The sequence below is a fragment of the Paenibacillus sp. SJS-P3 genome, assembly GCF_056711585.1.
Map to the genome: position 1 here is coordinate 1464755 of NZ_CM160043.1, position 12541 is coordinate 1477295.

Annotated in this window: 11 protein-coding genes; 7 read left to right on the forward strand and 4 right to left on the reverse strand. The window is 59.2% G+C overall.

Annotation, left to right across the window (positions count from 1 at the left end; genetic code table 11):
* Positions 1 to 24: 24 nt before the first annotated feature.
* Together AC06G8_RS06680 and AC06G8_RS06685 are read right to left on the reverse strand one after the other, a co-directional pair.
* Positions 25 to 525, reverse strand: a complete 501-nt coding sequence (locus AC06G8_RS06680; RefSeq protein ID WP_447664881.1) for a hypothetical protein — start codon at positions 523 to 525, stop codon at positions 25 to 27.
* A 68-nt stretch (positions 526 to 593) separates the two neighbouring features.
* On the reverse strand, positions 594 to 1031 hold the full coding sequence (locus tag AC06G8_RS06685) for a DUF2621 domain-containing protein (protein WP_447664882.1): 438 nt from the start codon (positions 1029 to 1031) through the stop codon (positions 594 to 596).
* Positions 1032 to 1253: 222 nt separating this feature from the next.
* On the opposite strand from AC06G8_RS06685, the gene AC06G8_RS06690 reads away from it, so the two are divergent.
* From AC06G8_RS06690 to ppnP, 4 genes are all read left to right on the forward strand, one after another.
* Complete coding sequence (locus AC06G8_RS06690) at positions 1254 to 2381, forward strand: deoxyribonuclease IV (RefSeq protein WP_480284793.1); 1128 nt, start codon at positions 1254 to 1256, stop codon at positions 2379 to 2381.
* Between the two features lie 223 nt (positions 2382 to 2604).
* A complete protein-coding gene (gene purU / locus AC06G8_RS06695; protein WP_447664884.1) occupies positions 2605 to 3501 on the forward strand; it encodes a formyltetrahydrofolate deformylase in 897 nt (298 codons plus the stop codon).
* Between the two features lie 171 nt (positions 3502 to 3672).
* Positions 3673 to 5691, forward strand: coding sequence for a transketolase (gene tkt / locus AC06G8_RS06700; RefSeq protein WP_480284794.1), 2019 nt, complete (start codon positions 3673 to 3675; stop codon positions 5689 to 5691).
* 196 nt (positions 5692 to 5887) lie between these two features.
* Positions 5888 to 6205: a pyrimidine/purine nucleoside phosphorylase gene (gene ppnP, locus AC06G8_RS06705; protein WP_480284795.1), complete on the forward strand. Its 318-nt coding sequence runs from the start codon at positions 5888 to 5890 to the stop codon at positions 6203 to 6205.
* Between the two features lie 758 nt (positions 6206 to 6963).
* On the opposite strand, the gene AC06G8_RS06710 is transcribed toward ppnP, so the two are convergent.
* Entirely contained in the window at positions 6964 to 7863 is a 900-nt protein-coding gene (locus AC06G8_RS06710) for an NAD(P)-dependent oxidoreductase (protein WP_447664887.1), read from the reverse strand.
* A gap of 261 nt (positions 7864 to 8124) precedes the next feature.
* On the opposite strand from AC06G8_RS06710, the gene AC06G8_RS06715 reads away from it, so the two are divergent.
* The 3 genes from AC06G8_RS06715 to AC06G8_RS06725 all read left to right on the forward strand — a co-directional run bounded on the left by AC06G8_RS06715 (position 8125) and on the right by AC06G8_RS06725 (position 11471).
* Entirely contained in the window at positions 8125 to 9474 is a 1350-nt protein-coding gene (locus tag AC06G8_RS06715; protein WP_480284796.1) for a glucose-6-phosphate isomerase, read from the forward strand.
* A gap of 25 nt (positions 9475 to 9499) precedes the next feature.
* Positions 9500 to 10135 (forward strand): YigZ family protein, encoded by a 636-nt coding sequence (locus AC06G8_RS06720; protein WP_480284797.1) that lies wholly within the window; start codon positions 9500 to 9502, stop codon positions 10133 to 10135.
* A gap of 271 nt (positions 10136 to 10406) precedes the next feature.
* Positions 10407 to 11471 carry a sulfate/molybdate ABC transporter ATP-binding protein gene (locus AC06G8_RS06725; protein WP_480284798.1) on the forward strand — a complete coding sequence of 355 codons (1065 nt, stop codon included), beginning with the start codon at positions 10407 to 10409 and terminating at the stop codon, positions 11469 to 11471.
* Positions 11472 to 11538: 67 nt separating this feature from the next.
* On the opposite strand, the gene AC06G8_RS06730 is transcribed toward AC06G8_RS06725, so the two are convergent.
* Positions 11539 to 12339 carry a Cof-type HAD-IIB family hydrolase gene (locus AC06G8_RS06730; RefSeq protein WP_447664891.1) on the reverse strand — a complete coding sequence of 267 codons (801 nt, stop codon included), beginning with the start codon at positions 12337 to 12339 and terminating at the stop codon, positions 11539 to 11541.
* Positions 12340 to 12541: the final 202 nt, after the last annotated feature.

Here is a 12541-nt window from a genome sequence, read left to right on the forward strand (position 1 = left end):
CGCGCGCACCAGGCCGCCTCTCCGTCAAGAAGATTTTTGAATGGATGTGATCCAGCGCTGCTGGACTTTGCCGCTGCTGTCCGTATCGAGTTCTTTCACAATATAAGTGAAGTCGACTTTCTCGCCGGTCTCGATATCCTGAAGCGTCTTGATCTGATCCGTGGCTGCCTGGAAGACGACCGTATCCGTATTTGTCGTGATCTCGACGGAGTGTCCGTCGGCCAGGCCGTTATAAGTTCCGGAACCTTTCTGCTCCTGGGACTGGGTCGTCGGTTCTTCCTTGGCAGCAGTTCCTTCCTTGTCCGGCGAAGGGGCAGCCTGGGCAACGGGATCGCCGACGGAATCAGCCGAAACTCCTTGCGAGGAGTCCACCACTCCGCCATTGTTGGCGGCGCTCGCATTGGCCGGAGCGTCGTTTTTGGCGCCGCAGCCCGAAGCGAGCATGAGCATCGACATCAAGGCCAGGCTTGCCGGGGCAAGGCTGAGCGAGCGGGCGCCATTTTGGCGTTTTCGGGTCAGGTTCATGATGAAGCACCTCCGTTGGGGTTCGTTCAAGTATCTCCCATTACCCCGGAGCCGTCGGCTCCAATCGGTTACCGATTGAGCAGATGCGTGTAGGCCGAATAGTCGATGCCCTGCTTGTTCAGGAACGTAACCAGACTCCGGTAATCCCGCTTGGGAGTGGCGCGGATATAACCTTCGATGCAGTGGTTTCGGGTTACTTCGCTGGCTCCGCTCTCTACCGCGACCTGGCCGATCTGGGCGGCGATGGAGTGTTTCGCTATATCGCGGAAAGGTCCCGGCACCGGAGCGACGAGCTCGTCCAGCAGCGCTTTGGAATCGTCCGTCCACAGGCTGCGGCTGCGGTCGACCCAGTAGTTCTGCCAGTCCAGCTTCGACTTTCCGTCTTTTTTGGGAAGAACCTTGAGGAACTTGCGGAACATGAAGAAACCGCCGATCGACATGGCTCCAATCATGACGAATGCCCAAAACACAATCATGTACATAAACCAATCCGGAGCATTTCTCATCGTAGTGATGTCACCTCATCCAAATTATAGCCTATTCCTAGATTTATTTCGACGCACCCTGTAAAATAAGACTGGTTATCCAAGTTGAACGGTTTCTCCTGCGGTTGGAGAGGCGGACGTTCGGCGAAGGAAGGATTGCAATCATTGCTGCAGGAATCATTTCACGCTAAATTTCACGCTAAATTTCACGCAAGACAAAAGCTTATAAAGGGGAGCTCAGGCATGTTGAAAATCGGATCCCATGTGTCGTTCAGCGACAAGGGGCTCGTCACGGCTGCACAGGAAGCCATCTCTTACGGCTCCAGCTCGTTCATGATCTATACCGGCGCGCCTCAGAACACCCGGCGCAAGCCGATCGATTCGCTATATATCGAAGAGGGCAGGGCTCTCATGGAGAGCGCCGGCATCGGCGAGATCGTCGTGCACGCTCCATACATCATCAACCTCGGCTCCTACAAGCCGGATACCTTCGAGCTGGCGGTCCGCTTCCTCCAGGAAGAAATCCGCCGCACGCATGCCATCGGGGTCCGCAACATCGTCCTGCACCCCGGCGCCTACACAGACAAGGATGCCGAGTTCGGCATCAACCGGATCGCGGAAGGGTTGAACGAGGTTCTCTCCGGAGTCGAGGAGACCGACGTGAACATCGCTCTCGAAACGATGGCGGGCAAAGGCACGGAAATCGGCCGCTCCTTCGAGGAGATCGCCCAGATCATGGACAAGGTATCGGCCAACAACCGCCTTACCGTATGCATGGATACCTGCCATATGAATGACGCCGGCTACGATCTTGCCGGCGATCTGGACGGCGTACTGGAGCAGTTCGACCGGATCGTCGGCCTGGACAAGGTTGCCGTCGTCCATGTCAACGATACGAAGAACCCGGCCGGTTCCGGCAAGGACCGCCATACACCGATCGGCTCGGGCTGGCTCGGCTACGACGCGATCCATTCCATCGTCCACCACGAGGCGCTTGCGGGAAGGCCATTCATTCTCGAGACGCCGTGGATCGGCAAGGATGCCAAGAAACAGCGCCCGATGTACGACGCCGAGATCGCCCTGCTGCGCGGAGACGGCATGGAACGCTTCGGAGAGCGTTTCTTCGATCAGCTGGAGCGCCTGCATCATTTCCTCGGCAAGCAGGAGATCGACCGCCGCATGTACGTGCTCTCGGTCTGGGAGACGCTCAAGGGCGACGCCAAGGCACGCAAGGCGGATCCTCGCGAGCCGCTGGAGCGCCTCTATGATCTGGCCCGCGAAGGCGGAGAGTTCGCGGATCTGTCTGAAGAAGAGCTGAACAAGCTGATTACGTTCTGGTTCGCCGGCAAACAGATTCTCGTCAACGCCTAAACGTATCGGCGGTAATCATCGCCAGCATCCGTTATCAACCAAAAAGAAGATGAAAGCCGGGCAGCCGCAAGCTTCAAAGGACAAAATTTCCATCAGGCAGGAGAGCAGCCTTTCCTGCCTGATTTTGCAGCCGGCTGCTTTAGTGCTGGAGTGCATCAGCGGATGTGCGCTGAAGCCGGCCGTGCTTAGTCAGCATCATACAAACGGAAGGAAGACTTCTCTCATGCCATTGCCTGCCAGCTCTTCAGTCGATGCCCCGTCCAAATCCGGTCGCGCGCGCATGCTTATTTCCTGCCCGGACCGGCCGGGTATCGTCTCCGCAGTATCGCAGTTCCTGTACGAGCACGGAGCGAACATCGTTCAATCCGACCAATATACGATGAACCCGGAGGGAGGAATGTTCTTCATCCGCTTCGAGTTCGACCTGAGCGACATGGACGCCCAGCTTCCGGTTCTGCAGGAGGATTTCACCCGGGTGGCCGACCGCTTCGAAATGAAGTGGCATACCTTCAGGGCGAGCCGCAAGAAAAGGCTGGCGGTATTTGTCTCGAAGGAAGACCATTGCCTGCTTGAGCTGCTCTGGCAGTGGCAGGCGGGCGATCTCGACGTCGATATCGCCATGGTCATCAGCAATCATCCCGACATGCAGCCGCTCGTGGAATCCTTCGGCATCCCGTACCATCATGTTCCGGTCACTGCGGAGACGAAAGCCGAGGCGGAGCGCAAGCAGCTGGAGATCATCGGCAGCAACGCGGATCTCATCGTGCTGGCCCGCTATATGCAGATCGTTTCGCCCAAAGTGATCGAGCAGTTCCCGAACCGGATCATCAACATCCACCATTCGTTCCTGCCCGCCTTCGTCGGAGGCAAGCCTTATGCGCAAGCTTACGACCGGGGCGTCAAAATCATCGGGGCGACAGCCCACTACGTGACCGAAGAGCTGGACGGAGGGCCGATCATCGAGCAGGACGTGCAGCGCGTCAGCCATCGGGACGACGTGCCGAGCCTGAAGCGGATCGGCCGCACGATCGAGCGGGTCGTGCTCGCGCGGGCCGTGAAGTGGCATGCCGAGGACAGGATCCTCGTCCATCAGAACAAAACCGTCGTATTTCACGGTTGATTCCATCTGCTGTTCATGAAACCTTCATCCGGCTAAAAGCATGCAGCAGATGGAAATGCTACAAGCTGAGTGGTACAATATTTCACAACCGCGGGGCTGGAGCTCCGATATGATGTTCAACCGGCAAGAGCAAGAGAAACGCACCGTCCGATATCTAGGAGGAGAAAAAATATGGCTACAACCCAACAAACCATCGACCATCTTTCCGTTACGACGATCCGCACGCTCTCGATCGATGCGGTCGAGAAAGCCAACTCCGGCCATCCAGGCATGCCGATGGGCGCCGCACCGATGGGCTACCAGCTGTTCGCCAAAGCGATGAACCATAACCCTGCCAATCCGACCTGGATCAACCGGGACCGCTTTGTCCTGTCCGCAGGCCACGGTTCGATGCTGCTGTACAGCCTTCTTCACCTGTCTGGCTACGATCTGTCGATCGACGACCTGAAGAGCTTCCGCCAATGGGGCTCCAAAACGCCAGGCCATCCGGAATACGGCCATACAGCAGGCGTCGACGCCACGACCGGACCTCTCGGCCAAGGCATCGGCATGGCTGTCGGCATGGCGATGGCGGAAGCGCAGCTCGGCGCCACTTACAACAAGGACGGCCTTGACATCGTCAACCACTTCACGTATGCGATCTGCGGCGACGGCGACCTCTCCGAGGGCATCTCCAACGAAGCGGCGTCCATGGCTGGCCATCTGCAGCTCGGCAAGCTGATCATGCTGTACGATTCCAACAACATCTCGCTGGACGGCGAGCTGAGCCTTTCCTTCTCAGAAAACGTCCAGCAGCGCTTCGAGGGCTACGGCTGGCAGGTGCTGCGCGTCGAAGACGGCAACGATCTCGATGCGCTGGCCGAGGCCATCGCGAAGGGACAAGCCGAGCTGCGCAAGCCTACCCTGATCGAGGTCAAGACGATGATCGGCTACGGCAGCCCGAACAAAGGCGGCAAAGGCGGCCATGGCGGAACCCACGGTTCCCCGCTCGGAGCGGAAGAAACCGTTCTGACCAAGAAATTCTACGAGTGGGCGTCGGCAGAGCCGTTCTTCGTACCGGACGAAGTCCGCGCCCATTTCGCCGAAGTGAAGCAAAAAGGCGAGCAGGCCAACGCAGCTTGGAACGAGCTGTTCTCCACATACAAAGCGGCTCATCCGGATCTCGCCGCTCAATTCGAGCGCGCCATCGCAGGCGAGCTGCCTGAGGGCTGGGACAAGGATCTTCCGGCCTACTCCACCTCGGACAAAGCCTTATCGACACGCGTCGCTTCCGGCAACGCGCTGAACGGCCTGGCCAAAAACGTGCCTAACTTGCTGGGCGGCTCGGCCGACCTGGAAAGCTCCACGATGACGCATTTGAAGGACCTGCCGGTCTTCCATGCCGACAACTACGCAGGCCGCAACATCTATTACGGCATCCGCGAGTTCGGCATGGCTGCGGCAATGAACGGAATGGCGCTGCATCACGGCCTCAAAGTATACGGCGGCACGTTCTTCGTCTTCACCGATTACCTGCGCCCGGCTGTTCGCCTCGCTGCCATCATGAGCCTGCCGGTCACGTACGTGCTCACGCATGACAGCATCGCGGTCGGCGAAGACGGCCCTACCCATGAGCCGATCGAGCAGCTTGCTTCCATCCGCGTCATTCCTAACCTGACGGTGCTTCGCCCAGCGGACGGCAACGAGACTTCCGCAGCATGGGCATACACGGTCGAGAATACGAAGAACCCTGTCGCTCTCGTCCTGACCCGCCAGAACCTGCCGATCCTGGAAGGCTCTGCGGAAAAAGCCCGCGAAGGAATCAAAAAAGGCGCGTACGTCATCTCCGACGCGGCCGACGGCAAGCCTCAGGTGCAGCTCATCGCAACCGGCTCCGAAGTTCAGCTCGCCGTAGCTGCGCAGAAGGCGCTTGCCGAAGAGGGTATCCAAGCCCGCGTCGTCAGCATGCCGAGCTGGGATCTGTTCGACAAGCAGGACAAGTCTTACCGCGATTCGGTCATTCTGCCGGAAGTCAAAGCCCGCCTGGCCATCGAGATGGCTCATCCGTTCGGCTGGGAGCGCTATGTCGGCGACGGCGGCGCGGTGCTCGGCATCAACACCTTCGGCGCATCCGCCCCTGGCGACCGCGTCATCAAGGAGTACGGCTTCACGGTCGAGAACGTCGTGAGCAAGGTCAAGGAACTTCTGTAATCCGATCCACGCTTCCTGCCGGCGAGCCGGCCGGAATACGCTCAGCCGCGGAGGCATTTTGCCTTCCGCGGCTTTTTGTTTCTCATTCGATGTGATATGCTAAAGCGGTGAAGGATAAACGGACTCAAGAAGCTTGACGAAGCTGTTATCCTAACCTTTATTTTCTATTATTTTTAATGAAGGAGCTCATACCGTCATGTCCCAATTCGAGAACGTAACCGCCGTCAAAAGAGCGAATGTCTACTTCGAAGGAAAAGTAACCAGCCGTACCGTGCTGCTTCCGGACGGTTCGAAAGTGACGCTCGGCATCATGCTGCCGGGAGAATACGAGTTCGGCACCGACAGCAAGGAAATCATGGAGATTCTCGCCGGCAATGTGAAGGTGCAGCTTCCGGGCTCCGATGAATGGATTCATATCCAAGGCGAAGGCGAATTCACGGTGCCTGCCGACAGCCGCTTCAAGCTCGAGGTGCTCGGCGTGACGGATTACTGCTGCAGCTATATCAGCGAGTAAGCGGATAGCTTCTCCGCTGCGCGGTCGGCTGAGCCTGGTCAAGAACAGGGCCTGCTGCGCGGGCGGACCCTTCCTCCGATCGCGGTTGAAGCCGGATTCCCTGAACAAGCAAGACAGGGATTGAATCCGTCTTCAAAGGCGAACGCTGGCGCTTCTGCGAAAGGGTTCCGCCAGCTTCGCCGGTCCGCTGAGCCTGGTCAAGAACAGGGCCTGCTGCGCGGGCGGACCCTTCCTCCGATCGCGGTTGAAGCCGGATTCCCTGAACAAGCAAGACAGGGATTGAATCCGTCTTCAAAGGCGAACGCTGGCGCTTCTGCGAAAGGGTTCCGCCAGCTTCGCCGATCAGCTGAGCCTGGTCAAGAACAGGGCCTGCTGCGCGGGCGGACCCTTCCTCCGATCGCGGTTGAAGCCGGATTCCCTGAACAAGCAAGACAGGGATGGAATCCGTCTTCAAAGGCGAACGCTGGCGCTTCTGCGGAAGGGTTCCGCCAGCTCCGCCGATCGGCAGAGCCTGGTCAAGAACAGGGCCTGCTGCGCGGGCGGACCCTTCCTCCGATCGCGGTTGAAGCCGGATTCCCTGAACAAGCAAGACAGGGATGGAATCCGTCTTCAAAGGCGAACGCTGGCTCTTTTGCGGAAGGGTTCCGCCAGCTTCGCCGGTCGGCTGCGCTTAGCGCAGGCCATCAGGCCTTCTGCGCTTTGAAACACAAACAGGCTCCAGGGCGGCATCGCCGCTCTGGAGCCTGTTTGGTTACGTTTTATTTACCGCCGTCGAGCCCGCGGCCGATCCATTGCTCGTACACACGCGATACAGCAATCAGGTCTTCCTCACCGTATCCGGCCGCGTTCGCGGCTTGGAACAGGCTTTTGGCTGCTTCCAGCATCGGGGTGGGCACGCTGAGCCCGTCCGACAAAGCGGAAGCAAGCTTGAGGTCCTTGAGCATGAGAGCCAGCGAGAACTGCACGCTGTAGTCGCGCTCCAGCAGCTTGGGCGACTTGAGCTCCGCTGCCTTGCTGCCCGCCGCTCCGGCCTTGACGATATCCAGGAACTTGGCTGGATCCAGGCCGCCGCTGACGGCGATGGAGAGGCCTTCGGAAAGGGCCAGATTGTTGATGCCGACAATGGTGTTGTGGCCGAGCTTGGCGACCGAGCCGCTGCCGGAAGGACCGAGATGGACGATTTTCTGGCCCATCGCCTCCAGAACGGGACGGACACGCTCCAGCAGCTCGGCTTCGCCGCCGACCATGAACACGAGCGTGCCGCCTACGGCAGCGGGCTTGCTGCCCGTAACCGGGCAGTCGAGAAAGCCGCATCCGGCTTCGCTCGCCGCATCCGCCAGCTCCCGGGCAAGAGCGGGGGAGATGGTGCTGTTGTCCACCAGCGCCGTACCGGGACGGACGGAGGCGAGAATGCCGCCTTCTCCGCGGTACAGCTCCCGTACGACATCGTCGTTGCTCAGCATCGTGATGACGACATCCGCTTCGGCGACAGCGTCGGCGGGCGAAGCCGCGGCGCGCGCGCCTTCGGCGGCAAGCTCCTCCGATTTGGAGGGAGTCCGGTTCCATACGGAGACCGGGAATCCTTTTTTCAGCAGGTTGGATGCCATCGGGGCACCCATCGTTCCGAGGCCGATAAAGGCGATCGAAGGTTTTGTCATGGCGATTCACCGACTTTCATCGTACTGATCCGCGCCTGCGCGGCGGCAGAGGCGGAAATCACATTCATCATACCACAAGCCTGCCTCCAGCGGACTACTCCGGGCTTCGTGAATCTTGCATGAAGGAGTCTCCGGCAACTTGTCTTCGATACCGTAATCCAGTATTCTTAGGACATGCCTGAGGGCTTATGGGTCCGGCCCGCACGCCGCTGCCGGAAGACGACATAAATACCCGAACGAGATGAGGAGGCTGTACCAGTCATGAGCAAAACCATTCAGTTCGACTACAGCAAAGCGCTTGGATTCCTTGGCCAGAACGAGATCGACAATCTCGAGGGCCCGATCCGCCTCGCGCACGAGCAGCTGCACAACGGAACCGGAGCAGGTTCCGACTACCTGGGCTGGATCGACCTGCCGAACGCTTACGATAAAGAAGAATTCGCCCGCATCAAGGCGGCCGCCGAAAAGATCAAATCCGACTCCGAGGCGCTCGTCGTCATCGGCATCGGAGGCTCGTACCTGGGCGCGCGCGCTGCGATCGAGATGCTGTCGCATTCCTTCTACAACATCCTGCCGGACGGACAGCGCAAGGGCCCGCAGATCTTCTTCGCCGGCAACAACATCAGCTCCACCTATGTGACTCACCTGCTGCAGGCGCTCGAGGGCAAGAACTGGTCGATCAACGTCATCTCCAAATCCGGCACGACGACCGAGCCTGCTCTCGCCTTCCGCGTCTTCCGCGGCGAGCTGGAGAAGAAATACGGCAAGGAAGAAGCTCGCAAGCGCATCTACGCCACGACGGATACCGCGCGCGGCGCGCTCAAGAAGCTGGCGACCGAGGAAGGCTATGAATCCTTCATCATTCCGGATGACGTCGGCGGCCGCTATTCCGTGCTGACGGCTGTCGGCCTGCTGCCGATCGCCGCTGCCGGCATCGACATCGACGCCATCATGCAAGGCGCAGCCGATGCTTCCAAGGAATACAGCAATCCGAACGTGCATGAGAACGAGGCCTACCAATATGCCGCGGCCCGCAATTCCCTGTATCGCAAAGGAAAAGCGACCGAAATCCTCGTCAACTACGAGCCTTCCCTCCACTTCGTGTCGGAATGGTGGAAGCAGCTGTACGGCGAGAGCGAAGGCAAGGACCATAAGGGCATCTTCCCTGCTGCCGTCGACTTCTCCACCGACCTGCATTCCATGGGCCAGTTCATCCAGGAAGGCAACCGCAACCTGTTCGAGACCGTCATCCAAGTCGGCGAGCCGACCGAGCAGATCACGATCGAAGCCGACACGGACGATCTGGACGGCCTTAATTTCCTTGCCGGCAAGACGATGGACTTCGTCAACAAAAAAGCATTCGAGGGAACGCTGCTGGCGCACACGGACGGCCAGGTGCCGAACCTTGTCGTGGGCATCAAGGATCTGTCGCCGTACACCTTCGGCTACCTGGTGTACTTCTTCGAAAAAGCCTGCGGCATCAGCGGCTACCTGCTCGGCGTGAACCCGTTCGACCAGCCGGGTGTCGAAGCGTACAAGAAGAACATGTTCGCGCTGCTCGGCAAACCGGGCTACGAGAAGGAAAAAGCGGAGCTCGAAGCGCGCCTGTAAGGGCCGCCTTAGCCGCATCAGCCGCATGCTTGACCGGTACAAGACGCTGAGGGAGCCCGGCGTCAAGGAAATCGTCATCAAGAAATCCCGCTTCATCGGCCATGGCAGGCCCGTCGCGAGCGAAGCCGAAGCGGTCGCTTTCATCGAGGAGATCAAGAAGCAGCACTGGAATGCCACGCACAACTGCTCCGCCTACATCGTCGGCGAGCGGGACGAGTTCCAGAAGCAGTCGGATGACGGGGAGCCGAGCGGCACCGCCGGCAAGCCGATCCTCGAGGTGATCAAGCATCAAGGGCTGAAGAACGTCGCGATCGTGGTGACCCGCTATTTCGGAGGCATCATGCTCGGCGCGGGCGGCCTTATCCGGGCTTATACGGACGGAGCCGTCGCGGCGATCGAGGCAGCCGGCCCGATCACGAACGTCCTTCACCGCGAGGTTTTCGTCGACGTGGACTACACTTGGTACGGCAAGCTCGAGAACGAGCTGCATGCCAGAGCCATCCTCGTGGACGGCGTCGAGTTCACCGACCGCGTGCGGGTCCGCTGCCTGCCTGCCGCTCGGGAGGCGGAGGACTTCGCGGCGTGGATGACGGATCTGACTCAGGGTCAGAGCGTCATCATGAGCGGCGAAGAGCTTTACGTGACCGAGAAGACGGAATGAAGCCGCAGATGTATCGTTCTATCCGAGAAGCGCCTGTCCATGGGGACAGGCGTTTTTTTTTAACTCTGCCAAAAATGCTGCACTTTGCAGCTTTGCATGATTGGAACCATGCTCTCACGACCTCGCCTATTTTGCCGTTCGATCTGACATATCCATTGACGGGAAAGGAAGGCTTCTGCTACATTAGCATTAATACCAAGTAACCTAATAGGAATATTCTATCGATAAGCAGTTCGAACGGAACCCGGCTAGCGAAGGGAAGTGCATGATCATGCATATTGAGGTAAAGGGTTTAACCAAGTCCTTTGGAGACTTTCGGGCGGTGCAGGATGTCAGCTTCGGCATCCAGAAGGGGCAGCTGATCGGCTTGCTCGGACCGAGCGGAGGGGGCAAGACGTCGATTCTGCGCATGCTGGCCGGCCTGGAGTCGCCGACCTCCGGAGATATCATCATTCACGGGAAAAGGGTCAACGAACAGCCGCCCCAGGAGAGAGGCATCGGCTTCGTGTTCCAGAACTACGCGCTGTTCAAGCATATGACCGTCTTCGACAACGTCGCCTTTGGCCTGAAGGTCAAGAAGCAGTCGAAGAGCGCGATTCGAGAGCGGGTCATGAGCTTGATCGAGCTGACCGGCCTCAAGGGCTTCGAGCATCGCTATCCGTCCCAGCTGTCCGGCGGACAGCGGCAGCGCGTCGCCTTCGCAAGGGCGCTCGCGCCGGAGCCGCAGCTGCTGCTGCTCGACGAGCCGTTCGCGGCGATCGACGCCAAGATCCGCACGGAGCTGCGCACCTGGCTCAAGGAGATGATCGAGCGCGTCGGCATCACCTCGATCTTCGTCACGCATGACCAGGACGAGGCGATCGAGGTCGCGGACGAGATCATGATCATCAACAAGGGGCGGCTGGAGCAAAAGGGTTCCCCTTGGGATATTTACAAGAAGCCCGAAACGCAGTTCGTCGCGGAGTTCATCGGCGAATCGACGACGATCGAAGACGTGGCGTCCCTCAGGGGCTTCGAGGAAGCGGCGAGCTGGGCCGGAGTCAAGGGCTTGATCCGTCCGGAGTATATCGAGATCGGCAAGCCGGGAGAAATCACGCTCGCTTCCGCGACGATGAGAGCCCAGGTCCGCCATATCCACTTCCGCGGCAGCGAATGGATGGTGGAGCTGGACATCGGAGGCCGCAAGCTGATCACGTACCGCTCGCTGGAGAAGGAAGTGCTGAAGCCTGGCGACGAGGTCGATGTGCTCGTGCACCGGGCCTACCTGTTCAATGCGGATGACAGCTGGATCATGGAGAACAAGCTCAAGACCGATCCGATGCCGGTCATGATCTAGCCGCGCCGGCAGCATCGCAAAAAGAGCGTACCGCAGCTGCGGTACGCTCTTTTCATCTCCTGCTCCGTCAAGCAGGGTTCAAGATAAATTTGTCGACGACATGCGCGACCCCGTCCTCGTTGTTGGACAGCGTCACATAGTCCGCGAGCTCCTTGAGAGCCGGCTGCGCATTCGCCATCGCGACGCCGAGGCCGGCCGCCTGCAGCATCTCGCGGTCGTTCCAGGCGTCTCCCATGGCGATTGTCTCCTCCATGGAGCAGCCGATATGCTCCGCCATGAACTTCAGGGCATGTCCCTTGGTTCCTTCCTTGTGCATGAATTCCAGATAATGCGGCTTGGATTTCGTGATATGGACCGTGCCGCCGATGAGAGGCTGCAGGTCTGACGCGACCTCGTCGAGATAGGCCGGCTCGTCGATGATGAGCATTTTGAGCAAGGGCTGCTTCAGCAGGGAGCTGAAGTCGGGCTCGACGATATACGGTATTTTGGATTGGCGGGCGTAGTCCTTGACCTTTTCGTTCTCCTCGCGGACGTAGAGCTTGTCGTCCACGTACAGCTGCAGATGCAGCCCTTTGTCGACACAGTACCGGTCAAGTTCGGCAGCAGCGTCCGAGGGCACATAACGCTCGTATAGCACCTGTCCGTCGAGCAGCGTCTTGACGAGGGAGCCTTGGTAGGTGATGATCGGCACATTGAGCCGCAGCCCCTCGGCGACCTGGCGGGCGGAAGCGAACATCCTCCCGGTAGCGAGCGTTACGGTCACTCCGCGATCCAGCGCGGCCGTCAGAGCGGCGCGTGTGGCGGGAGTCACTTCAAGGTTGTCGTTCAGCAGCGTATCATCCACATCGATGGCAATCAGCTTGTACATCGGCTATCTCTCCGTTTCCTGTCGCTTCTCTTTATCTGGTTCGGCAAGCTATCCCTCATTGTAACGGAGTCGCCCCGATGCCTTCAAGGGGATGGAAATTGAAATGCTCCGCCCAAATAGGATAAAGTAGGTAGCACAAGCAAGCGGCTCTCTCCGTCTGACGGACGGGACGCGCATGCGAGGGAAAAACGTGGATCCACCG

What these genes read in the sequence shown, in the direction of transcription:
- AC06G8_RS06730 (WP_447664891.1), bottom strand. Translation starts at nt 12,339, where the DNA reads ATGTACAAGCTGATTGCCATCGATGTGGATGATACGCTGCTGAACGAC.
- AC06G8_RS06720 (WP_480284797.1), top strand. Translation starts at nt 9,500, where the DNA reads ATGCTTGACCGGTACAAGACGCTGAGGGAGCCCGGCGTCAAGGAAATC.
- AC06G8_RS06690 (WP_480284793.1), top strand. Translation starts at nt 1,254, where the DNA reads ATGTTGAAAATCGGATCCCATGTGTCGTTCAGCGACAAGGGGCTCGTC.
- purU (WP_447664884.1), top strand. Translation starts at nt 2,605, where the DNA reads ATGCCATTGCCTGCCAGCTCTTCAGTCGATGCCCCGTCCAAATCCGGT.
- AC06G8_RS06710 (WP_447664887.1), bottom strand. Translation starts at nt 7,863, where the DNA reads ATGACAAAACCTTCGATCGCCTTTATCGGCCTCGGAACGATGGGTGCC.
- AC06G8_RS06685 (WP_447664882.1), bottom strand. Translation starts at nt 1,031, where the DNA reads ATGAGAAATGCTCCGGATTGGTTTATGTACATGATTGTGTTTTGGGCA.
- AC06G8_RS06715 (WP_480284796.1), top strand. Translation starts at nt 8,125, where the DNA reads ATGAGCAAAACCATTCAGTTCGACTACAGCAAAGCGCTTGGATTCCTT.
- ppnP (WP_480284795.1), top strand. Translation starts at nt 5,888, where the DNA reads ATGTCCCAATTCGAGAACGTAACCGCCGTCAAAAGAGCGAATGTCTAC.
- AC06G8_RS06725 (WP_480284798.1), top strand. Translation starts at nt 10,407, where the DNA reads ATGCATATTGAGGTAAAGGGTTTAACCAAGTCCTTTGGAGACTTTCGG.
- tkt (WP_480284794.1), top strand. Translation starts at nt 3,673, where the DNA reads ATGGCTACAACCCAACAAACCATCGACCATCTTTCCGTTACGACGATC.
- AC06G8_RS06680 (WP_447664881.1), bottom strand. Translation starts at nt 525, where the DNA reads ATGAACCTGACCCGAAAACGCCAAAATGGCGCCCGCTCGCTCAGCCTT.